We start from the raw sequence: 19,997 nt of genomic DNA on the forward strand, positions 1-19,997 counted from the left end.
CCTTTCTGAGCGTCGACGGTCGATGTGAGGAATCTCATCGGCGTCGGACCTAGCGTAGAGGTCCGTCGCGTTCGGACGAACGCGGGGTACCGGACTCGTCGGTAGGGTCTTCGCCCGCGTCGAGCGCGTCCCACATCATGCGTTCGGTGAGGTCTTCACCCTCGTCCGGCGCGGCGTCGTCGGACGAAGAACCTCGAACACGTCGAGCCACCTCGTCACGTCGCACGGCCGGGGCATCGTACTTGGACGAGAGTACCTGCGAGGCAACCGTTTTCCGAATCGACACCACCGCCGCAGCGAGGGCGGCCGACGCACCGATCAGGGTGACGATCGCCGGCAGAACCGATACCTCCGTCATCGAGACCTGAGCCCTCGCGGGCAGCTCTGCAAGTGCCGCCGCCTCCGAATCGGAGGCTCCCACGACGAGCAGGCGCACGGCCGGAACAGCGGCCGCCACGGCCACCACCGCAATCGCCACGGACAGCACCCGAGAGGCCCACCCACGGACCGCGAACGACGCAGCCACCGCCGCCAGCAACACCAACGCCAGCGGTGTGGTGGCGGCCGCCCACGTGCCGCCCAGAAGGTCGTCGGTTCGGTTCTCCCCGAGGCCGTCCGCCGACGTCACCCGTACCCACGTCATGCGCGATGCGCCCCAGAGGCACGCCGAGGCCAACACGAGGAGGAAAACCGGCACAGCGGCCGACGCGCGGCGACCGGATCGCTCGGTCATCGTCCGCCGACCTCGCGGAGCGATTCTGCGGCCGCAACTGCACCCAGCACCGCCATGGCCTTGTTTCGCGCCTCGTCGTCCTCGTATTCCGCGACCGAGTCGGCTACGACCCCCGCGCCTGCCTGAACGTATGCGGTGCCGTCCTTGATCAGAGCGGTACGAATCGAGATGGCGGTATCGGCGTCACCCGCGAAATCGAGATACCCGACGATGCCGCCGTAGATTCCGCGTCGCGTCGGTTCCAATTCGTCTATCAGTTCCATGGCCCGCACCTTCGGAGCCCCGGACAAGGTGCCCGCCGGGAAACAGGCCTTGACCGCGTCGAGAGCACGCTTGCCCTCGGCCAGACGGCCCGTCACCGTCGACACCAAGTGCATGACGTGGCTGTATCGCTCGATGTGGCGGTAGTCGCTCACGCGCACGGTGCCCGGAGCGCAGACGCGCCCGAGATCGTTGCGCCCGAGATCCACGAGCATCAAATGCTCGGCGTTCTCCTTCTCGTCGGCGAGCAGATCCTTCTCGAGCAGTACGTCTTCTTCCTCGGAAGTACCGCGCCACCGCGTGCCCGCGATCGGATGTGTGGTGGCGAGACCGTCGAACACCGTCACCAGAGCTTCGGGGCTCGATCCGACGATGGAGAAGGCCGTCTCGTCGTTGTCTCCCGGAACATGCATCAGGTACATGTACGGGCTGGGGTTCGAGGCCCGCAGCATGCGGTAGACATCGAGGGGTGACGCCTCGGTGTCCATCTCGAAACGCTGCGAGAGGACCACCTGGAACGCTTCTCCGGCTTCGATCTCCTCCACCAATCGGACGACGTCGGCCCCGAATCCCTCGGAGGTTCGCTGCCGACGGAACTGTGGTGCGGGCTTGGAGACGGTGGAGACAGTGGACGCGGCAGGTTTCGACAGGTCGGCGCACATGCGGTCGAGGCGGCGCACGGCGTCGTCGTAGGCCTCGTCGACGTTATCGTCCGTACCGTCCCAGTTCACCGCATTCGCGATCAGAGTGATCGCACCTTCGTGGTGATCGACGGCCGCCAGATCGGTTGCGAGCATCATGACCAGCTCGGGCACCCCGAGATCGTCCTGAGCATGTTCGGGCAGCTTCTCGATACGCCGCACCGAGTCGTATCCCAGATAGCCGACCATCCCGCCGGTCAAGGGCGGCAGACCGGGCACCCGCTCCGAGTGCAACAACTCCAGGGTCCTGGCCAGAACTTCGAGCGGATCGCCGCCACTGGGCACCCCTGCCGGGACGTTGCCGCGCCAGGCCGCCTCGCCGTCGATGACCGTCAACGACGCCGGAGCGCCTGCACCGATGAACGACCACCTCGACCACGAACGGCCGTTCTCGGCGGACTCGAGCAGAAACGTGCCCGGTCGATCGGCACCGAGCTTCCGGTACGCCGACAACGGAGTCTCGGAGTCTGCAAGCACCTTTCGCGTCACCGGAACCACACGATGCTCGGCTGCGAGGTGCCGAAACACCTCACGGGAGGTGGTCGAATCCGAGTTGTCGGTACCGGAGGTGGGACTGGAGTCGGTGGTCGTCTCGCCGTGCATGGTCCCATCCTCCCAGGTTCGGCCCACGGTTCCCTCCGCAGGCTCCGCTCGTGACATATCGGTCACTTCGCAGGCTCCGCTCCCGACTCGATGGTCACTCCGCAGGCTCCGCTCCCGACATAGTTGGTCACTCCGCAGGCTCCGCTCCCGACTTCCTGGTCACTCCACAGGCTCCGCTCCCGGCAGGGGTTGTTGCTCGCGGTAGCCTGCCGAGCATGAAACCAGGCGAGCTCGTTCCCGACTTTTCCCTACCGGATCAGACCGGAGAGACCCGAACACTGACCGATTTGCTGTCGAACGGTCCGATAGTCCTGTTCTTCTACCCCGCTGCCTTCACCCCAGGTTGCACCGCCGAGGCGTGCCACTTCCGGGACCTGGCATCGGAGTTCGCCGAGGTCGGTGCCACCCGCGTCGGCATCAGCGCCGACGCCGTCGCGAAGCAGGCCGAGTTCGCCGCCTCCAAGTCATTCGACTACCCGCTGCTCTCCGACGAGGACGGCACCGTCGCGACCGCGTTCGGCGTCAAGCGCGGATTGCTGGCCAAGCTCTCCCCGGTCAAGCGCGCGACGTTCGTCATCGGCACCGACCGGAAGGTCCTCGAGACCTTCTCGAGCGAAGTCCGGTTCGAAGCTCACGCGGACAAAGCTCTGGAATACCTACGCGCGCATCGCACGTAGATCTTCTACCCGACGCGATGCTTCGGGTGGGGGGAACCTCGAGGCATCATGTGCAGACCACAACTATCCGGTTAGGGGTGGTGCCTGCAGGAACGACCAGAGATCGAGAGGTTCCCCGCAATGGACACGTCGACCACACCGCAGGAGGCGACACCCGAAGGCGCGGTCGACCCCCGCTGGCTCACCGAGAGCCAACAGGAGGCCTGGCGGTCGCTCGTCGCCCTCGTCACTCGACTTCCGGCAGCGTTGGATGCCCAGCTTCAACGTGATTCACAGCTCACCCACTTCGATTACTTCGTCCTCGCCACCGTCAGTGAGAACCCGCAGCGACGGATCCAACTCCGAGACCTGGCGGAGTACGCGAACGCATCGCTCTCGCGACTGTCACACGTGGTGACCAAGCTCGAGAAGGCGGGTTGGGTTCGCCGAGAATCGATTCCGGGCAGCCGCGGCTCCCACGCGGTGCTGACCGACGCGGGCATGGCGAAGGTCGTCGACGCGGCACCGGGGCACGTCGGCACGGTGCAGGCGCTGGTGTTCGAGGGGCTCTCGAACGATGAGGTCGCGCAAATGTCGACACTGAGCGCGACCCTGTTGGCTCAGTTGGACAAGGGAATTGCAGCAGGGACCGGTCACGCCTGAGGCGTCTCGGGACCCATCAACACGTCGGCATCGAAGCACGTGTGCGCGCCGGTATGGCATGCCGCACCGACCTGGTCGACCACCAGCAGCACGGCATCACCGTCGCAGTCGAGCCGAACCTCGTGCACGTACTGCGTGTGCCCCGACGTCTCACCCTTCACCCAATATTCCTGCCGGGATCTCGAATAATAAGTGCCCTTGCGGGTTTCGAGAGTTCGGGCGAGTGCCTCGTCGTCCATCCAGGCGACCATCAACACTTGACCGGTGGATCGTTCCTGCGCGACAGCACTGAACAGTCCGGCGTCGTTGCGCTTGAGCCGAGCGGCCAGCGTCGGGTCGAGAGTCATCGAGATCCTCTTCGCTAGCGGACGACGATGCGCTCGGCGCGCATCGCGTCTTTGACCTGGCCGATGGTGAGGTCGCCGAAGTGGAAGACGCTGGCCGCGAGAACGGCGTCCGCTCCGGCGTGCACTGCGGGCGAAAAGTGTTCCACCGCGCCCGCTCCGCCGCTGGCAATGACAGGCACGTGCACGGCAGCCCGGACGGCAGCGATCATCGGCAGGTCGAACCCGGCCTTCGTGCCGTCGGCATCCATCGAGTTGAGCAGGATCTCTCCCACGCCCAGTTCGGCACCGCGTACTGCCCACTCGACGGCGTCGATACCGGTTCCGCGCTTGCCACCGTGGGTGGTGACTTCCCACCCCGACGGTGTGTCCTGCTGCCCTTGCGGAACGGTACGAGCGTCGACCGAGAGCACGATGCACTGAGACCCGAACCGCTCACTGAGCTCACGCAACAACTCCGGTCGGGCGATCGCGGCGGTGTTGACACTGACCTTGTCCGCACCGGCCCGCAACAGACGATCGACGTCGGCGACCGTGCGCACTCCCCCGCCCACGGTGAGCGGAATGAACACCTGCTCGGCGGTACGGCTGACGACGTCGAGCATCGTTCCTCGATCCGATGTCGATGCGGTGACATCGAGAAAAGTCAGCTCGTCGGCACCCTGCGCGTCGTAGGCAGCCGCCAGTTCGACGGGATCGCCCGCGTCGCGCAAATTCTCGAAGTTGATGCCCTTCACCACACGTCCGGCATCGACATCGAGGCACGGAATCACTCTGACCGCGACGCTCATCTCGCAGGTCCTTCCAGGTAGTCGGCCGGGGCACCGAGTTCGGTGATCACCTTCAACAGCTCGCCGTGCACGCCGGGCCCTGCCGCGAGCACCGACGTCGAGTCGACAGTCCAGGGTGCTCCCGCGAGGTCGGTGACGATTCCGCCTGCTGCGCGCACCAGCAGCGCACCCGCAGCGTTGTCCCAGGCTCGATGGCCGAAGACTACTGCGCCGCCCAAAACACCGCTGGCGGTGTAGGCCAGATCCACTCCGGTAGCACCGTGCATCCGCAGGCGCGACGAATGCATCGACAACTCTTCGAGAATACGGAACCTGAACCGCCCGGGTAGTGAACCACGGCTGGCCACGTTGAAGGCACCGAAGCCGATCATCGACTCGCGCAATACCTTCGGCTGCAACATCGGGAGTGCGACGCCGTTCAGCAGCAGCGGGCCACCCGCCACAGCAGCGAACCGCTGATCCACCAGCGGAAGCCACGTGAGACCGAGGACGGGCTCTCCGTCGTCGAGCAACGCCAGCAACGTTCCCGCAGAAGGCAAACCCGACGAGTAGTTGAACGTGCCGTCGATCGGGTCGAGTACCCAGACGAGCCCGGAGTTCAGATCGGGTCCGCCGAATTCCTCACCGTGAACGGCGATTCCGGTCGCATCCAACAATTCGGAACCGAGTCTGCGTTCGAGTTCGAGATCCACCGCGGTCGCGAAGTCGTCGGGCCCCTTCTGCACTGCGCTCGGCGCGCCGACGCCTGCGACGAACCGATCACGAATGCCGTCGAGCAATCCGCCGGCAAGCTCGAGCAGACGAGTCGGTTCCTCGGGAAGCGTCATTCGTTGCTACCGAGACACCGCGGCGAGGGCGTCGGGCAGCGTGAAACGTCCGGCGTACAGCGCCTTTCCGACGATGGAACCTTCTACCCCACGATCGACCAGTCCGGCGATCGCTTCGAGATCTGCGATGGTGGACACACCGCCGGACGCGATGACCGGCTTGTCGGTCTTGGCGCACACGTCGGCGAGCAGTTCGAGGTTGGGCCCGGTCAACGTGCCGTCCTTGGTGACGTCGGTGACGACGTAGCGCGAGCAGCCGTCGCGCTCGAGCCGCTCGAGGACCTCCCACAGGTCGCCGCCGTCGCTGACCCAACCGCGTCCGCGCAGACGCGGCGCACCGTCCACGATCAACACATCGAGGCCGACCGCGACACGATCGCCGAACTCACCGATCGCACGCGAGCACCACTGCGGATCCTCGAGGGCTGCAGTGCCGAGATTGACCCGCGCACAGCCCGTCGCAAGCGCAGCGCGCAACGAATCGTCGTCACGAATGCCGCCCGACAGCTCCACCTTCACGTCGAGTTCGCCGACGACCGACGCCAGCAGCTCCCGGTTGGACCCCCGTCCGAACGCGGCGTCGAGATCCACGAGGTGGACCCATTCCGCGCCGTCGTTCTGCCATGCAAGCGCGGCGTCGCGAGGCGACCCGTACTTGGTCTCGCTCCCGGCTTCTCCTTGAACGAGACGAACAGCTTCGCCGCCTGCGACATCGACAGCAGGCAATAAGACCAGGCTCACGTGCGGTTATGCTACGGGCCGACTCGCACCGAATTCAAAACGGGGTGCCCGCTGCGTAGCTTCGCATGCCGCGGCGACGGACCGTCAGTTGTCGGGACCGAGTTCCTTGCGCGTCATGCGAGTGGACACCACCGCCAGTGCAGCGATTGCCCCGACCACACCGGCCAAGGCAATCGCCAGAGCTGCCCCTGCGCTCGGCTGCAGAACGGCGATCAGGGCAGTGGCGAGAGCCAGCACCGCCACGGCCGCGCCGAGTGATCGGAAGGCCAACCGGCCGAGCGAGAACTCGCGCTCGCTCACACCGACCGAACCCAATTCTCGAGCAGCGCGGCACCGGCGTCCCCGGACTTCTCCGGGTGGAACTGGGTGGCCGACAGGGCACCGTTCTCCACGGCGGCCAGGAATCGGCCGCCGTGATCGGCCCATGTGAGCAGGGGCGCAGCGATGGTGTCACCGGGTTCGAGCTCCCACCGCTGCGCGGCATAGGAATGGACGAAGTAGAACCGTGTCTGTGGGTCGATGCCGTCGAACAACACGCTGTTCTCCGGGGCCTCGACGGTGTTCCACCCCATGTGCGGGAGAACGTCCGCCTGCAGACGTTCGACCGTGCCCGGCCATTCGCCGCAACCGTCCGCTTCGACGCCGAACTCGACACCACGGTCGAAAAGAATCTGCATCCCGACGCAAATGCCCAGTACCGGGCGTCCACCCGCGAGACGGCGCCCGATGATGCGCTCACCTCGAACAGCCGTCAGGCCCTCCATACACGCCGCGAAAGCGCCGACTCCGGGGACGACGAGCGCCTCCGCGTTCAACGCCTCGTCGAAGTCCGAGGTCACCGTCACGTCGGCACCGACCCGGGCCAACGCCCTCTTCGCCGAGTGCAGATTGCCCGAGCCGTAATCGAGCAACACCACAGAAGTCATGAGGAAAGTCTATCGGGGCGTGGTCGGGCGATCAGCGCCACCGCCGCAACCATGACCACCGCGGCGGCCGCCGCGGTGAATCCCGCCGTGTACCCGACGCTCGTGGCGAGAACTCCCAGCGCGAGAGCACCCGCACCGGTTCCCGCATCGAAGCTGATGTTCCAGACGGCGCTCGCGCTGCTGTAGCGAGCGGGCCCGGCGGCGTCGAACGCCATCACCAGACTGTCGTTCTGGCATGCGCCGTACCCGATTCCGAACAGTATTGCAGCGACGAAGAACAGCGCCGCCGGCATGTTGCCCAGCGCAGCAATCGCGAACAGTGCAACGCCGAACCCAGCCGACACCAACGCCGGAACGACGGAACGTCCGATGCCGACGCGGTCCGCGACCGTTCCTGCCGTGTACCGGCCGACGAGCATGGCGGCGCTGACGACGGCCAGAGAGAGACCGATCATCGCGGCTCGGTTCGACTCGGCGATCGGCAGCAAGCTGGTGATTCCGCCGTAGGCCGCGGACACCGACGCGATGACGAGACACGGCACCAGGAACAGTCGGGCGTCGAGGCGAACCCGCTCGATTTTCGGCGGTTGCAGTGCCGGTCTGGTGGGCGGCAGGAGCGCCACTCCGATCAGGCCCGCCGCAGGCACCAGGGCACCGAGTACGAACACTGCCACCGGACTTGCCGCGAAGATCACCAAACCGAGAGGCAGAGTGATCATTTGAGACAGCGCTACCGCGATCCCCTGCGCGCCCGTTGCTCGACCGAGCAGAGAAGTGGGGGCCAACTCGGCGACGATGGCCGCTCCGGCCACCGTGAGCATGCCGAAGCCCGTTCCCCTCAGGGCCGATACCGCCAATGCCGGACCGGCCTCGACGGACACGATGAACAGCAGTGCGGGAACACCCAGCAGCAGACAGCCGGCCGCGAGCACGGGACGATGGCCGACGCGAACCAGCATGGCCGGTACGAACAGCTGGGTGATGACGGTGGTGGCCATGAAGATCGCGGTGCTGGCCGCCGCGACCGCGTCGGACGCCCCCGATTCGGAGACCGCGAGTGGTACTACCGGGAGCAGCAGACCCCAACCGCCGAATGCAGCCGCACCCATCGCCATTGCGGCCGGAAGGCCGCGGATCGAGCGCAGGCCGGTCAAGGCACGAGCGCCGGTCGATCGATCACAGACTTCCCTTGGTGGACAGCACGCCGGTGACCCGAGGGTCGTATTCGGCGGCCTGACGCAACGCCCGCGCGACCGCCTTGAACTCGGCCTCGGTGATGTGGTGCTGGTCGCGGCCGTAGATCACGCGGACGTGCAGCGCGATGCGAGCATTCGACGCCAGAGTCTCGAACACGTGCTTGTTGATAACCGTGGAGTACGGAACACCCGGGTAGCCGCCGATGACCGAGTGCACCATGTAGTCCGGTTCGCCGGTGTGCACGCAGTAGGGCCGTCCGGACACATCCACGGCCGCATGCACGAGCGTCTCGTCCATCGGAATGAACGAGTCGCCGAATCGGGTGATGCCGGCCTTGTCGCCCAGGGCTTGTCCCAGAGCTTGTCCGATCACGATCGCGGTGTCCTCGACCGTGTGGTGTGCCTCGATCTCGATATCACCCGTTGCCCGAACCGTCAGGTCGAAACGGGCATGGGTCCCGAGGGCGGTGAGCATGTGGTCGTAGAACGGCACCCCGGTGGAGATGTCGACGATGCCGGTGCCGTCGAGGTTCAGCTCGACCGAGATGTCGGATTCCTTGGTGGTGCGCTCGATCTTGGCGATACGGGGAGCGGGTGTGGTCACTTCGGTGCCTCTGCTCTTTCGGTCGATGCGAGTGCTGCGCTGACGGTGAGGAACCGGTCGTTCTCGTGCGCGAGTCCGATGGTGACGCGGAGATATCCGGGGATACCCACGTCGCGGATGAGGACGCCGTCGTCGAGGTATCGCTGCCACGTTCGAGCCGTGTCGGTCAACCGACCGAAGAGTAGGAAGTTGGCGTCGGACGGGACGACGTCGTACCCCTGGGCAGCAAGCGCTTGTGCTACACGATCGCGTTCGGCCGACAGTTCGGCCACGCTCGCCAAGGTGTCGTCGGCGTGCCGCAGGGCTGCGCGAGCGGCGGCCTGGGTGACCACCGAAAGGTGATAGGGCAGACGCACCAACAACATTGCGTCGATCACGGCCGGGGAAGCAACGAGATATCCCAGCCGGCCACCGGCGAACGCGAACGCCTTGCTCATGGTTCGACTGACGACGATCGTGCTCGGGTAGCTCTCGATCAGTCCGATTGAGCTTGCGGCCGAAGAGAATTCGGCGTACGCCTCGTCCACCACGACGATTCCCGTTGCGGCGTCCAGGATCTGGCGCAAATCGACCTCGTCGATGCTGTGACCGGTCGGATTGTTGGGGCTGGTGACGAAGACGACGTCGGGCCTGCGCTCGTGGATCGCCTGCACCGCATAGTCGACGTCGAGCGAGAAGTCTGCTCGACGCGTCGCCGGAATCCACTCGGTCTGAGTCCCGGAAGAAATGATCGGGTGCATGGAGTACGACGGCACGAAACCCAACGCAGTGCGGTCGGGTCCGCCGAACGCCTGGAGTAGTTGCTGCAGAATCTCGTTCGAGCCGTTGGCTGCCCATACGTTGGCGGTCTCGACCGCGAAGCCGGTCTGCTTCGTGAGATAGCGCGCCAGGTCGGCCCGTAGTTCGACGGCATCGCGATCGGGGTACCGATGCAGTTGCGCGGCCGCGGTCCGGACCGAATCCGCGACATCGTCGATCAGTGCCTGCGTCGGCGGGTGCGGATTCTCGTTCGTGTTGAGTTGCACCGGTACGGTCAACTGCGGTGCGCCGTAGGGGGACTTACCGACGAGCGACTCCCTCAGCGGTAGGTCGTCCAGCGAGACGCCTTGCCCCAGAGCATCACTCATGACGCACCACTGGTGCGCAACCCCTCGAACCGCAGCCGTACCGCTTCGCCGTGGGCCGGCAGATCCTCCGCGTTTGCCAGTGCAATGACATGTGCGGCAACATCTTTCAGCGCAGCTTCGCTGTAGTCGACCACGTGGATGCCACGGAGAAACGTTTGCACACTCAGACCTGAGGAGTGTCGAGCACACCCGGCCGTCGGAAGCACGTGATTGGACCCGGCGCAGTAGTCACCGAGGCTCACCGGCGACCACGCGCCGACGAAGACAGCACCGGCGCTGCGCACCCGGGCTGCGACGTCGGAAGCGTCCTTCGTCTGGATCTCGAGGTGTTCGGCGGCGTAGGCGTTGACCACGGCCAATCCCTGCGTGATGTCGTCGACCAGCACGATGCCGGACTGGCTCCCGTTCAGCGCGGTGGCCACGCGCTCAGCGTGCCGAGTGGACGCCATCTGCGCGTTCACTGCCTCATCGACGGCATCGGCGAGTTCGAGACTGTCGGTCACCAGGACACTGGCGGCCATGACGTCGTGCTCGGCCTGGCTGATCAGGTCTGCTGCCACGTGGATGGGGTCTGCGGTGGCGTCGGCGAGAATCCCGATCTCGGTGGGGCCTGCTTCGGAGTCGATTCCGATGAGCGAACGGCACAGCCGCTTGGCGGCGGTGACGTAGATGTTGCCGGGACCGGTGATCAGATCGACCGGGGCGAGTTCACCACCGTCGGTGTCGACGCCGCCGTAGGTGAGCAGCGCAACGCCCTGGCCTCCGCCGACGGCCCAGACCTCGTCGACACCGAGGAGCTGAGCTGCGGCCAGAATCGTCGGGTGCGGCAGGCCGCCGAAATTCTTCTGCGGTGGCGAGGCCACCACGAGGGAACCGACGCCGGCGATCTGCGCAGGCACCACGTTCATCACGACGGACGACGGATACACCGCGTTGCCGCCGGGCACGTACAGGCCGACTCGATCGACGGGGATCCAGCGCTCGGTCACGGTGCCGCCGGGTACCACCTGGGTGGTGTGATCGGTCCGACGCTGATCCGAGTGCACCAGACGGGTTCGCTCGATCGCGACCTCGAGCGCGGCCCGAACCGCCGGATCCAACTCGTCGAGTGCGCGCATCAACTCCTGCTGGGGAACTCGAATCCGGTCCGGTCGGACTCCGTCGAATTTCTCGCTGAACTCGAGAGCTGCATCGACCCCGCGCTCCTGGACGGCGTCGACAACGGGGCGAACCTGATGCAGTACCGAATCGACATCCACTCCGCCTCGGGGAAGTGCGCCGCGTAGTTCGGCGGTGGATGGAGTTCGTCCGCGTAGATCGACGCGCGCGAGCTCGATGCGGGCAGGCATAGTGGGCCCCTTCGTGGAGTCGGTTCGGTGCCGGGGTTCGGTCGAATCAGTGTTGTCCGAACCACCAGGATAGTTCCACCGAATTCGGCTCAGCCCCGCACGTCCCACAGATGATGAATGGGATCGTGAATGTAGTAGGCGGCAAGAGTCTCGACGGTGAAATGCGAGCCGTCGCTGCGTCGACCCCGCCGACCGCGGTCCTCCACCGGCACAGCCGAGAACGCGTCGGCCAGGGCATGAGCCGCTTCCCCGAGTTCCGACGCCACGGTCGCCGCATTCTGGGCGTTGTATTTCTCGGCCACGGCGGTGGCGTCCTGGTCCCAATTGTCGAACTCGGGATCGTCCTCGGTCAGCACCAACGCGAGCCGAGAGAGAAATATCCGGTGCGCATCGCGGACGTGTGCGCCGTATTCGAGCGCCGACCACGTCGAATCGTCGGGCCGCACTGCCGCGTTCCCGCGATGCAGCACGGCGATCCAACGCTCCACGTCACCGCGAATCAACCCGGGCACGGCGTCGTATTCGACGGCACTCGAGTCGAACCCACAGTCCGGGCAAGATCGTTCGAGGACCCAGGTCCAGTTCTTGGTGTCGGGATCGATCGGCATGCCGGTCAGGATAGAGCAGGGCAACTCACCTGGTGTCCACAATTCGCCTCGTAGATATCCGATTCGGCGTCCTGACGCGAATTGTGGACAGCGAGTGCTGTCGCTACGGCTGTCAGGCGTAGCGGGCCGCCAGGTTCTGCAGTGTGCTTTTGATTCCCTGCGCGTTCTTCTGCGGAAACTTGAACAGCTCGAGCGCCTTCGGAACCTTGGCGGTGCCGTACTTGAAGCTTTCGGTGACCGTGGTCAGGCCCGGCTGCTTCTCCTCGAATTCCCAGCGCCAGCTGTGCCCCATCGGATGCTGCCACTCGACGACTTTGTGCTTGTCGGCGTCGATGAACTCCGTGACGGTGCTGGTGATCTTGTAGGGCACGCCGAACTGCTTCATGCCCACGGAGAACTTGGCACCGGTGCTGAGACGTTCAGGGCCGCGGACGGTGTCCTTGACCGTGCCCGACCCATCCAATTCGCCATGCCGGGTGGGGTCGGCGACGATGGCGAACAGCTCCTCTGCCGGTGCACGCACCTCGGTCTGTCGGGTGACCTGCTGCGGACCTGTGTCGATGGTTCTGATGTCTGCCATGGGCAGCGTCTACCCCGCAAAGCCAGGATCGACACCCGTCCACCGGACACGATGCCGGTTGACGCACGTAGTGAGAGGACTCCATGTACTGCGTCGGCGTGTGAGTCCGAACGGGAAGTCGGTAACGCATAGTCTGTGGTGGCGATACCAGCGGCATGAACAGATTGAGAGTTGCCACGGTCACAGTCACCGTAGGTCTCGTGCTCTTCATGACGGCGGGCGTAGCCAGTGCGTCGCCTGGTAGTCCGTATCCGTATCCGTGGGCACCGGAATGGGCCAGACCTGCCGTCGAGTTCGTTGGGTTCGTGCTTGCCGACTTCGTTGTGAACGTCCTGCAACCAATTCTCGACAGCATCGGTATCAGCCTGTAAGAACCTCTTGCGAAGAACCCTCGCACGGAAGCCTTCGTATTCCAACGCATCGAACCGCTGTCCGATCACTGGCGGCGCACCGAACATAGGTGACGAACCGGCGTAGCCGTGGTGCCAGATGCTGCGAGTCCAGGGATACGCCAAGTATTGCGGCTGCTCGACGGCGTCGCGCATGGCAGAATCACAGGTTGGACCGCCGAACGCTTCGATGTGGTCCAAGTACGTAATGGGAGACAGTTGAACTGGTCAGTGTGGCTTGCGTTCCTCGGTGCGAGCATCGTCATCAGTCTCTCCCCCGGCGCGGGCGCCATCGCATCGATGTCCACCGGGCTTCGTTACGGCCTGCGCCGCGGGTACTTGAACATCTTCGGACTGCAGATCGGCCTGCTCCTGCAGATCGCCATCGTGGCCGTGGGACTGGGAGCTGTTCTGGCCAGCTCGGCTGTGGCCTTCACCGCAATCAAGTGGTTCGGCGTTGCCTACCTGGTCTACCTCGGCGTTCGGCAGTGGCGGGCAGCCCCGACCGAGGTCGCCGACGTCCCCGCAGTGGCCGACCGTGGGTCGACGATGCTCGCCCGAGGTTTCCTCGTCAATGCCAGCAATCCCAAAGCTGTCGTCTTCATGGTCGCCGTGCTACCCCAGTTCCTCGATCCGACGCGACCACTCGTCGTTCAGTATCTGGTGATCGCCGCGACGATGGTCGCGGTCGACATGTTCGTGATGACCGGCTACACCTCATTGGCCTCGCGGGTGCTGCGATTGATGAAATCGCAGCGCCAGCAGAAGACGATGAATCGGACGTTCGCCGGCATGTTCTTCGCTGCCGCAACGTTTCTCGCGACCGTCCGTAGGGTGACACCATGAGGAAGTACCGCGTGATCATGAAGAATGCCCTGGGCGGGGACCCGATTCCGTTGGGATTGTTCGACACTCTCCTCGAAGCCAACACGTGGATTCAGGACGTCGGCAAGCGGGACGAGCACGAACTCGGTACCTACACCGTCGAAGTTGTCGACGAGTGACTGGACGGTGTCCGTGCTCGAGTGGAGAAACATTCGACGCCTGCTGTGAGCCGTACCTGCGCGGCGATGCGAGCGCGCCGACGGCCGTGAAGCTGATGCGATCTCGATTCACTGCATTTGCCGTCGCAGATGTGGACTATCTTCACTCCTCGTGGCATCCCGACACGGCACCGTCGGAGCTGGATGTGGACCCCGATCAGCAGTGGTACCGACTCGATATTCTCGCAACCGATGCGGGGGGGCTGTTCGACGACGCGGGAACCGTCGAGTTCCGAGCTCGATACCGGCATCCCGACGGAGCGGGCTCCATGAGTGAGGTGAGCCGATTCGTCCGAGTGGACGGCCGATGGCTCTACCTCGACGGGATCGTCTCGCGCTAGAGGTTGCGCAGCTTGGTCGGTCGGTTGCTCGAGGTGCGGCGCGCTTCCTGCTTCTCCTTGATACGTTCGGCATCCTTGCGCACCTGGATCTGAGTGCGTCGCTCACGAACCAGCCACTGCGGCGGGCTGGCGACGAGTTCCTCGATGGCGTCGTTGGTCAAGGCCTCGGTCACACCGCCGCGGGCGAGGCCTGCGATGGACACACCCAACTTCTTGGCGATGACGTCGCGGGGGAAGGGTCCGTTGGTCTGCAAGTCGGTCAGCCACTGCGGCGGATCGTTACGCAAGGCGTCCAGTTCCGACCTGCTGACCATCGAGTTCTGGAACTCTTCCGGCGCTGCGGGAAGGTAGATCCCGAGCTTGTTCGCCGCGGTCAATGGCTTCATGGTCTGCTGCTTGTTCTCCGAGCTCACCGCAACAGCTTATCCGCCGACGCACGCTCTCGACGCCACCGTCTCTCCCAGCCCGCTTCGTCCCATAGGGTCGACACCGTGAACATCGATGTGCAGACCCTGCGTTGGTACGCGGCAGTGGCGCAGCAACTGCATTTCGCCCGCGCTGCTCAGTCGCTGGGGATTTCGCGAATCCGCCTGAGCAAGACCGTCGTGGAACTCGAGGAGCAGCTCGGCGTCGACCTCTTCGTTCCGGGGGTCTCCCCCACCGAACTCACCGCCGACGGCCGAGCTTTGCTCGAGCGGGCTCTGACGGAGATTGCCGAAGACGACCGGTTGGCCGAGCTCGCTCAGGTTGCTGCCGCCGAGCCGACGACGTTCACCATCGGATACGCCGAAGGCGTGACGCTGACGAAGTGGACGCGCATCTGGGCGGATCGATTTCCGGACGTCACGCTGTCCGTGATGGCGACGACGCCGGAGACACAGGTGTCGGCCCTGCACGACGGAACGGTCGATGTGAGCTTCGTTCGACCGCCGATCGATCGCGCGGGCCTGAACGCGATCGGCCTATATCAGGAAGTCCAGGTTGTAGTGGTCCCGAAAGACCACGCAGTTGCAGCGTTCGATTCCGTCACCGCGCTCGATCTCGCCGACGAACACTTGCTCGCCAATCCCGCGACTGTGCCCGAATGGGCTGCTGTAGCAACGGAACTGGAAGTCGGAAGTCGTCCTGCCCTGCCCCCCATGAACAGCGTTGCGGAAACGTTCGAGTACGTGGCCGCCGGGCTGGGGATGGCAATCGTGCCGCACTCGGTCGCCCGATTCAACGCGCGTAAGGATCTCGTCTACCGTCCGGTGACCGACGTCGAGCACACCCAGATTGCGCTGGCCTGGGTCGCCGAGCACGAGGACGACCGCATCGAGGAGTTCATCGGCATCGTTCGAGGACGGTCGACCCGAAGTTCACGAGGCTCGGCAGACGACGTGCCGGTGAAGAAGAAGAAAGCGCACCCCTCCAAGCCTGCCCGCCCGGTTGCCAAGACGAAAACGAACACCCGCCGCAGCGGTAAGCGTCGCTAATCGGGCTCCGCCCGTCGTGCGTGTTTTGCGCCCCCTCAGGTACGCGAAACGCTCACGAGGGCGAAGCCCGAAGTCGATCGATTTCGCGACGATCGCGCTTGGTCGGTCTACCTGCTCCTCGATCACGCCTCGGTACGGAGGCCAGAACTTCCTTCGGCGGCGGCGGGGGACTGCGGTCGATCAGGCACTCGGGAACGACAGCGGCACCGACTCGTTTGGTGATCGCCCGTACGACCACGACGATCTTCTCCAGCCCGTCGACCCGGAGCCGGATCTCGTCGTTCGGGCCGATTCGCGTACCGGGCTTGGCGGGGGTTCCGTTGACGCGGACGTGCCCACTGCGGCAGGCAGCGGCGGCCGCGGACCGCGTCTTGAACAATCGCACCGCCCAGATCCAGCTGTCGAGGCGGGCACTCTGCGCTTCCATCTTCGAAGATCTTCCCTCACATCACGAGGCTCGACTACATGTCCAGGCCGAGGTCGAGCACTGTCACCGAGTGTGTCAGACCGCCGACGGCAAGGAAGTCGACCCCCGTCCGGGCGTAGTCCCGTGCCACGTCCACCGTCAACCCGCCCGAGGATTCCAGCTTGGTCTCGGGAGCGAATTTGTCACGACGCTGCACGGCCATCTGCGTCTGCCACAGCGCGAAGTTGTCCAGCAGCACGAGTTCGACGTTCTCGGCGAGTACCTGGTCGAGCTGTTCGAGGCTGTCGACCTCCACTTCACAGGCGATGTTCGGCGCCGCGGCCCGCACCGCGTTCAGAGCAGCGACGACCGAGCCGGCCGCCGCGACGTGGTTGTCCTTGATCAACGCGGCGTCGCCCAGGCCCATGCGGTGGTTGACGCCTCCGCCGGCGCGCACCGCGTACTTCTGCAGCGACCGCAGGCCCGGCAGCGTTTTACGACTGTCCCTGATCTTGCAGTCGGTATCGGCCACCTCGGCGACCCAGCCGGCCGTCGCGGTGGCGATCCCCGAGAGGTGACACACGATGTTGAGCATCGTGCGCTCGGCGGTGAGCAACCCACGGGTCGGGGCCTCGACCGTCAGAACGGCCTGCCCCGGTTCGACACTCGCCCCGTCGTCGATGCGGTGCACGATCGAATAATTCTCCGAACCGATCACCTCGTCGAGGACCAGCAGCCCGATATCCAGGCCGGCGATCGTGCCGAACTGGCGTGATACCACCGAGGCCGTCGCGACAGAACCCTCGGGAACCGTTGCTGCGGTGGTGATGTCGGGACCGAAGCGCAAGTCTTCGGCCAACGCGGTCCGGATCAGCGCGAGCACTTCCGCTCGGTCCACGCCCGGGTTCACTTCGGTCGAGATATCGGTCATGTCAAAGTGCTCCCGTCATCACGTCGTCGTTCACGATTGCCAGCTGTCCCTCGGGATCTCGTTCGATGTGCAGGCTACGACGTTGCGCCGGTGCATACTCGGGAAAATCGCGTCGGGTGTGGCACCCCCTACTCTCGCGCCGATGGTTCGCGGCCAGGACGATCACCTCCGCAGCAGCTGTCAATGCAGCATCCTCGACAGCACGTGCGTCGACCGGCGGTTCCGATACGACGCCGTGCGCCAGGACGCGGTGTGCCGCAGCAAGTCCCGCTGCATCGCGTACCACGCCGACGTCGGCTGTCATCGTGCGCTGCAGCACGGCGCGGTCGAGGCGGCGATAGGTGGGCCACGCGAGATTTGTCACCTGAACCCTTCTACCCACCCGTTCGACAGCCACGAGCGCCGCACGCTCACCGACGACGAGACCTTCGAGCAGACTGTTCGACGCCAACCTGTTCGCGCCGTGTAATCCGGTGCGGGCCACTTCACCAGCGGCGAGCAGGCCCGGAACCGAGGTGCGGCCGGCCGTATCCGTCACCACTCCTCCACACGAATAATGCGCGGCCGGAGCCACCGGAACGAGGTCGGTAGTCGGATCGATCCCGACCTCGAGGCACGAGGCGGTCACAGTCGGGAATCGCTCGTGGAAATGCTCCACGAGGCGGGCGTCCAGCAGCACGTGGTCGTCGCCGCTGTCGTGCAGGAGTTCGGCGATGGCCCGGGACACCACGTCGCGCGGCGCAAGATCGCCGAGTGGATGCACTCCGGCCATGAACGCGCGGCCGGAGACATCGACGAGGTGAGCGCCCTCGCCGCGTACCGCTTCGCTGATCAACGGGCGACGGCCCGTCGTGCCGGCAGCAAACAGCACCGTCGGATGGAATTGCACGAATTCGAGGTCGGCCACGCGGGCACCCGCTTCGAGGGCGAGTGCGATGCCGTCGGCCGTCGCGCCGGCCGGGTTGGTGCTGCACGAGAACAGCTGTCCCAGTCCGCCGGTGGCGAGGAGAACCGTCGGGCTGTGAACGACTCCGACGCCGCGGGGACCGCGGACGAGCAAACCGGCGACTTCGCCGCCGGTGGTCAGGACCCGCAGCGCCGTTGTGTCGAACTGCACCGCCGGTACCGCACCGTCGAGTGTGCGCTGCACCTCGGCACCGGTGGCGTCGCCGCCGGCATGGATGATGCGGCGCACACTGTGGCCGCCTTCCCTGGTACGAGCGACGGCGCCGTCGTCGGCGCGATCGAACACCGCACCCGCGGCCTCGAGCGACGCGATCGATGCGCGCCCGCCGGCGACGATGGAGCGCACGGCGTCCTCGTCGCACAGTCCGGCACCGGCGGCGCACGTGTCCGCTACGTGCGATTCGATCGAATCGTCGAGTTCAACGCCGACGACAGCGATTCCGCCCTGGGCGTACTGCGTCGCGGTGTCGGTCGAGCTTCCCTTGCTGACGGTCAGCACCCGCAGACCGCGGGCGGCTGCGGTGCGCGCCGCAGTGAGTCCGGCGATGCCGCCGCCGACGACGACGAGATCAGCTGCGGTTTCCCACGCGACGGACGGATTCACTCGCCGCCGCCGGGGGTACCGATCTCGATCATCCGCTGCACCGATTTGCTGGCGATGTTCGCGGTTTCGAGGTCGACGTGCACCTCGTCGCGTCCTTCGACCAGGCAGCGAAGCAACGCGGCGGGAGTGATCATCTTCATGTACCCACACGATGCGCGATCGTTGACAGCGAGGAACTCGACATCGGGGGCCGCTCTGCGAAGCTGGTGCAGCATGCCGATTTCGGTGGCCACCAGAACCTGCTTCGATGCGGTGGCACGGGCAGCGTCGAGCATGCCACCGGTGGACAGAATCTTGACCTTGTCGGCAGGAACGAAGCCTTCTCCGGCCAAGTACAGAGCCGAAGTGGCGCAACCGCATTCGGGGTGCACGTACAACTCGGCATCCGGGTGGCTGCGCGACTTCTCGGCCAGCTCGTCGCCGTTGATACCGGCGTGGACGTGGCATTCACCGGCCCAGATGTGCAGGTTCTCGCGCCCGGTGACGCGCTTGACGTGCGCGCCGAGGAACTGATCGGGCAGGAACAGGATGTCGCGGCCCGGGTCGATCGACTCGACGACCTCGACCGCGTTGGACGACGTGCAGCAGATGTCGGTCAGCGCTTTGATCTCGGCGGTGGTGTTGACGTACGAGACGACGACGGCGTCGGGAAAATCGGCCTTCCACTCGCGCAATTGATCAGCCGTGATGGAATCGGCCAGCGAGCAACCGGCGCGCTGGTCCGGAATGAGGATCGTTTTCTGAGGGCTCAGAATCTTGGCGGTCTCGGCCATGAAGTGAACTCCGCAGAACACGATCGTGTCCTCGGAAACCTCGGCGGCCATACGCGAGAGAGCCAGCGAGTCGCCTACATGGTCGGCAACGTCCTGGATCGCGGGCAACTGATAGTTGTGCGCGAGCAGAGTCGCACCCCGTAGGTCGGCGAGCCGTCTGACCTCGGCGGCCCATTCCGGAGTTGCGTCCACTCCCCCGTAGCCACCTGCTCCGTCGACGATGTCGCGGACTCCGGCGAATGCCGTATCCAGAACGTTCACCCGGGTAGCGCTGCTGGTCATGACGGTTCTCCTTCACCGATCATCCGGTCGTCGGTGACCGAATTTCCTCCGAGGGAGTTTTCGACCTATGATCGAAA

At 65.3% G+C, this 19,997-nt stretch carries 26 protein-coding genes; 7 read left to right on the forward strand and 19 right to left on the reverse strand.

Translation table 11 applies throughout. The features are described from left to right. Positions 1-49: 49 nt before the first annotated feature. Positions 50-733 (reverse strand): TIGR02234 family membrane protein, encoded by a 684-nt coding sequence (locus tag ACIGGF_RS00315; RefSeq protein ID WP_397519467.1) that lies wholly within the window; start codon positions 731-733, stop codon positions 50-52. Next, the gene (locus ACIGGF_RS00320; RefSeq protein ID WP_397519826.1) at positions 730-2,298 is read right to left on the reverse strand and encodes an anthranilate synthase component I; all 1,569 of its coding nucleotides are present in this window, start codon (positions 2,296-2,298) and stop codon (positions 730-732) included. Before ACIGGF_RS00320 ends, ACIGGF_RS00315 begins: the two co-directional genes overlap by 4 nt. 215 nt (positions 2,299-2,513) lie before the next feature. Between ACIGGF_RS00320 and ACIGGF_RS00325 the strand changes: the two genes are divergently transcribed. Next, the gene (locus ACIGGF_RS00325) at positions 2,514-2,975 is read left to right on the forward strand and encodes a peroxiredoxin (protein ID WP_243610006.1); all 462 of its coding nucleotides are present in this window, start codon (positions 2,514-2,516) and stop codon (positions 2,973-2,975) included. Positions 2,976-3,095: 120 nt separating this feature from the next. Beyond that, positions 3,096-3,617 carry a MarR family winged helix-turn-helix transcriptional regulator gene (locus tag ACIGGF_RS00330; protein WP_397519468.1) on the forward strand — a complete coding sequence of 174 codons (522 nt, stop codon included), beginning with the start codon at positions 3,096-3,098 and terminating at the stop codon, positions 3,615-3,617. Here the strand turns inward: ACIGGF_RS00330 and hisI are convergent. The 12 genes from hisI to ACIGGF_RS00390 form a co-directional block, all read right to left on the reverse strand. Beyond that, complete coding sequence (gene hisI / locus ACIGGF_RS00335) at positions 3,608-3,964, reverse strand: phosphoribosyl-AMP cyclohydrolase (RefSeq protein ID WP_397519469.1); 357 nt, start codon at positions 3,962-3,964, stop codon at positions 3,608-3,610. The two genes, ACIGGF_RS00330 and hisI, sit on opposite strands and share 10 nt — an antisense overlap. Before the next feature lie 14 nt (positions 3,965-3,978). Then, the gene (gene hisF / locus ACIGGF_RS00340; RefSeq protein ID WP_397519470.1) at positions 3,979-4,752 is read right to left on the reverse strand and encodes an imidazole glycerol phosphate synthase subunit HisF; all 774 of its coding nucleotides are present in this window, start codon (positions 4,750-4,752) and stop codon (positions 3,979-3,981) included. Continuing rightward, entirely contained in the window at positions 4,749-5,579 is an 831-nt protein-coding gene (locus ACIGGF_RS00345; protein WP_397519471.1) for an inositol monophosphatase family protein, read from the reverse strand. Before ACIGGF_RS00345 ends, hisF begins: the two co-directional genes overlap by 4 nt. 6 nt (positions 5,580-5,585) lie before the next feature. Beyond that, complete coding sequence (gene priA / locus ACIGGF_RS00350; protein ID WP_397519472.1) at positions 5,586-6,320, reverse strand: bifunctional 1-(5-phosphoribosyl)-5-((5-phosphoribosylamino)methylideneamino)imidazole-4-carboxamide isomerase/phosphoribosylanthranilate isomerase PriA; 735 nt, start codon at positions 6,318-6,320, stop codon at positions 5,586-5,588. Between the two features lie 84 nt (positions 6,321-6,404). Beyond that, positions 6,405-6,620: a hypothetical protein gene (locus tag ACIGGF_RS00355; RefSeq protein WP_397519473.1), complete on the reverse strand. Its 216-nt coding sequence runs from the start codon at positions 6,618-6,620 to the stop codon at positions 6,405-6,407. Next, positions 6,617-7,246 (reverse strand): imidazole glycerol phosphate synthase subunit HisH, encoded by a 630-nt coding sequence (hisH, locus tag ACIGGF_RS00360; protein WP_397519474.1) that lies wholly within the window; start codon positions 7,244-7,246, stop codon positions 6,617-6,619. Before hisH ends, ACIGGF_RS00355 begins: the two co-directional genes overlap by 4 nt. Beyond that, entirely contained in the window at positions 7,243-8,361 is a 1,119-nt protein-coding gene (locus ACIGGF_RS00365) for an MFS transporter (protein ID WP_397519827.1), read from the reverse strand. Before ACIGGF_RS00365 ends, hisH begins: the two co-directional genes overlap by 4 nt. Positions 8,362-8,422: 61 nt before the next feature. After that, positions 8,423-9,046, reverse strand: a complete 624-nt coding sequence (gene hisB, locus ACIGGF_RS00370) for an imidazoleglycerol-phosphate dehydratase HisB (protein WP_397519475.1) — start codon at positions 9,044-9,046, stop codon at positions 8,423-8,425. Beyond that, a complete protein-coding gene (locus tag ACIGGF_RS00375) occupies positions 9,043-10,173 on the reverse strand; it encodes a histidinol-phosphate transaminase (RefSeq protein ID WP_397519476.1) in 1,131 nt (376 codons plus the stop codon). Before ACIGGF_RS00375 ends, hisB begins: the two co-directional genes overlap by 4 nt. After that, entirely contained in the window at positions 10,170-11,522 is a 1,353-nt protein-coding gene (gene hisD, locus ACIGGF_RS00380; protein WP_397519477.1) for a histidinol dehydrogenase, read from the reverse strand. The genes ACIGGF_RS00375 and hisD overlap by 4 nt, the downstream gene beginning before the upstream one ends. 89 nt (positions 11,523-11,611) lie before the next feature. After that, positions 11,612-12,130: a DinB family protein gene (locus ACIGGF_RS00385; RefSeq protein ID WP_397519478.1), complete on the reverse strand. Its 519-nt coding sequence runs from the start codon at positions 12,128-12,130 to the stop codon at positions 11,612-11,614. 112 nt (positions 12,131-12,242) lie between these two features. Then, positions 12,243-12,710 (reverse strand): SRPBCC family protein, encoded by a 468-nt coding sequence (locus tag ACIGGF_RS00390; RefSeq protein ID WP_397519479.1) that lies wholly within the window; start codon positions 12,708-12,710, stop codon positions 12,243-12,245. Positions 12,711-12,865: 155 nt separating this feature from the next. Between ACIGGF_RS00390 and ACIGGF_RS00395 the strand changes: the two genes are divergently transcribed. The 4 genes from ACIGGF_RS00395 to ACIGGF_RS00410 all read left to right on the forward strand — a co-directional run bounded on the left by ACIGGF_RS00395 (position 12,866) and on the right by ACIGGF_RS00410 (position 14,483). After that, positions 12,866-13,081 (forward strand): hypothetical protein, encoded by a 216-nt coding sequence (locus ACIGGF_RS00395; RefSeq protein WP_397519480.1) that lies wholly within the window; start codon positions 12,866-12,868, stop codon positions 13,079-13,081. Between the two features lie 237 nt (positions 13,082-13,318). Continuing rightward, on the forward strand, positions 13,319-13,945 hold the full coding sequence (gene rhtB / locus ACIGGF_RS00400; protein ID WP_397519481.1) for a homoserine/homoserine lactone efflux protein: 627 nt from the start codon (positions 13,319-13,321) through the stop codon (positions 13,943-13,945). Continuing rightward, the gene (locus ACIGGF_RS00405) at positions 13,942-14,103 is read left to right on the forward strand and encodes a hypothetical protein (protein ID WP_397519482.1); all 162 of its coding nucleotides are present in this window, start codon (positions 13,942-13,944) and stop codon (positions 14,101-14,103) included. Before rhtB ends, ACIGGF_RS00405 begins: the two co-directional genes overlap by 4 nt. Beyond that, on the forward strand, positions 14,100-14,483 hold the full coding sequence (locus tag ACIGGF_RS00410) for a YchJ family protein (protein ID WP_397519483.1): 384 nt from the start codon (positions 14,100-14,102) through the stop codon (positions 14,481-14,483). The genes ACIGGF_RS00405 and ACIGGF_RS00410 overlap by 4 nt, the downstream gene beginning before the upstream one ends. Here ACIGGF_RS00410 and ACIGGF_RS00415 read toward each other — a convergent pair. Further along, complete coding sequence (locus tag ACIGGF_RS00415; RefSeq protein WP_397519484.1) at positions 14,480-14,896, reverse strand: DUF5997 family protein; 417 nt, start codon at positions 14,894-14,896, stop codon at positions 14,480-14,482. The genes ACIGGF_RS00410 and ACIGGF_RS00415 overlap by 4 nt on opposite strands. 78 nt (positions 14,897-14,974) lie before the next feature. On the opposite strand from ACIGGF_RS00415, the gene ACIGGF_RS00420 reads away from it, so the two are divergent. Beyond that, positions 14,975-15,958, forward strand: a complete 984-nt coding sequence (locus tag ACIGGF_RS00420) for a LysR family transcriptional regulator (RefSeq protein WP_397519485.1) — start codon at positions 14,975-14,977, stop codon at positions 15,956-15,958. A gap of 52 nt (positions 15,959-16,010) precedes the next feature. On the opposite strand, the gene ACIGGF_RS00425 is transcribed toward ACIGGF_RS00420, so the two are convergent. Genes ACIGGF_RS00425 through nadA form a run of 4 tightly spaced genes read right to left on the reverse strand, consistent with a single transcriptional unit; the run spans position 16,011 to position 19,920 of the window. Then, on the reverse strand, positions 16,011-16,385 hold the full coding sequence (locus ACIGGF_RS00425) for an RNA-binding S4 domain-containing protein (RefSeq protein WP_397519486.1): 375 nt from the start codon (positions 16,383-16,385) through the stop codon (positions 16,011-16,013). A gap of 34 nt (positions 16,386-16,419) precedes the next feature. Then, the gene (gene nadC, locus ACIGGF_RS00430; RefSeq protein WP_397519487.1) at positions 16,420-17,295 is read right to left on the reverse strand and encodes a carboxylating nicotinate-nucleotide diphosphorylase; all 876 of its coding nucleotides are present in this window, start codon (positions 17,293-17,295) and stop codon (positions 16,420-16,422) included. 1 nt (position 17,296) lies between these two features. Then, positions 17,297-18,865: an L-aspartate oxidase gene (locus tag ACIGGF_RS00435; protein ID WP_397519488.1), complete on the reverse strand. Its 1,569-nt coding sequence runs from the start codon at positions 18,863-18,865 to the stop codon at positions 17,297-17,299. After that, the gene (gene nadA / locus ACIGGF_RS00440; protein WP_397519489.1) at positions 18,862-19,920 is read right to left on the reverse strand and encodes a quinolinate synthase NadA; all 1,059 of its coding nucleotides are present in this window, start codon (positions 19,918-19,920) and stop codon (positions 18,862-18,864) included. Before nadA ends, ACIGGF_RS00435 begins: the two co-directional genes overlap by 4 nt. Positions 19,921-19,997: the final 77 nt, after the last annotated feature.

The sequence above is a fragment of the Rhodococcus sp. NPDC078407 genome (assembly GCF_044542515.1).
GTDB lineage: Bacteria > Actinomycetota > Actinomycetes > Mycobacteriales > Mycobacteriaceae > Rhodococcoides.

Excerpts from the sequence above, each read along its gene's own strand:
- ACIGGF_RS00315 (WP_397519467.1), bottom strand. The coding sequence starts at position 733 with ATGACCGAGCGATCCGGTCGCCGCGCGTCGGCCGCTGTGCCGGTTTTC.
- ACIGGF_RS00320 (WP_397519826.1), bottom strand. The coding sequence starts at position 2,298 with ATGCACGGCGAGACGACCACCGACTCCAGTCCCACCTCCGGTACCGAC.
- ACIGGF_RS00325 (WP_243610006.1), top strand. The coding sequence starts at position 2,514 with ATGAAACCAGGCGAGCTCGTTCCCGACTTTTCCCTACCGGATCAGACC.
- ACIGGF_RS00330 (WP_397519468.1), top strand. The coding sequence starts at position 3,096 with ATGGACACGTCGACCACACCGCAGGAGGCGACACCCGAAGGCGCGGTC.
- hisI (WP_397519469.1), bottom strand. The coding sequence starts at position 3,964 with ATGACTCTCGACCCGACGCTGGCCGCTCGGCTCAAGCGCAACGACGCC.
- hisF (WP_397519470.1), bottom strand. The coding sequence starts at position 4,752 with ATGAGCGTCGCGGTCAGAGTGATTCCGTGCCTCGATGTCGATGCCGGA.
- ACIGGF_RS00345 (WP_397519471.1), bottom strand. The coding sequence starts at position 5,579 with ATGACGCTTCCCGAGGAACCGACTCGTCTGCTCGAGCTTGCCGGCGGA.
- hisH (WP_397519474.1), bottom strand. The coding sequence starts at position 7,246 with ATGACTTCTGTGGTGTTGCTCGATTACGGCTCGGGCAATCTGCACTCG.
- ACIGGF_RS00365 (WP_397519827.1), bottom strand. The coding sequence starts at position 8,361 with ATGGCGATGGGTGCGGCTGCATTCGGCGGTTGGGGTCTGCTGCTCCCG.
- ACIGGF_RS00375 (WP_397519476.1), bottom strand. The coding sequence starts at position 10,173 with ATGAGTGATGCTCTGGGGCAAGGCGTCTCGCTGGACGACCTACCGCTG.
- hisD (WP_397519477.1), bottom strand. The coding sequence starts at position 11,522 with ATGCCTGCCCGCATCGAGCTCGCGCGCGTCGATCTACGCGGACGAACT.
- ACIGGF_RS00385 (WP_397519478.1), bottom strand. The coding sequence starts at position 12,130 with ATGCCGATCGATCCCGACACCAAGAACTGGACCTGGGTCCTCGAACGA.
- ACIGGF_RS00390 (WP_397519479.1), bottom strand. The coding sequence starts at position 12,710 with ATGGCAGACATCAGAACCATCGACACAGGTCCGCAGCAGGTCACCCGA.
- ACIGGF_RS00395 (WP_397519480.1), top strand. The coding sequence starts at position 12,866 with ATGAACAGATTGAGAGTTGCCACGGTCACAGTCACCGTAGGTCTCGTG.
- ACIGGF_RS00405 (WP_397519482.1), top strand. The coding sequence starts at position 13,942 with ATGAGGAAGTACCGCGTGATCATGAAGAATGCCCTGGGCGGGGACCCG.
- ACIGGF_RS00425 (WP_397519486.1), bottom strand. The coding sequence starts at position 16,385 with ATGGAAGCGCAGAGTGCCCGCCTCGACAGCTGGATCTGGGCGGTGCGA.
- nadC (WP_397519487.1), bottom strand. The coding sequence starts at position 17,295 with ATGACCGATATCTCGACCGAAGTGAACCCGGGCGTGGACCGAGCGGAA.
- nadA (WP_397519489.1), bottom strand. The coding sequence starts at position 19,920 with ATGACCAGCAGCGCTACCCGGGTGAACGTTCTGGATACGGCATTCGCC.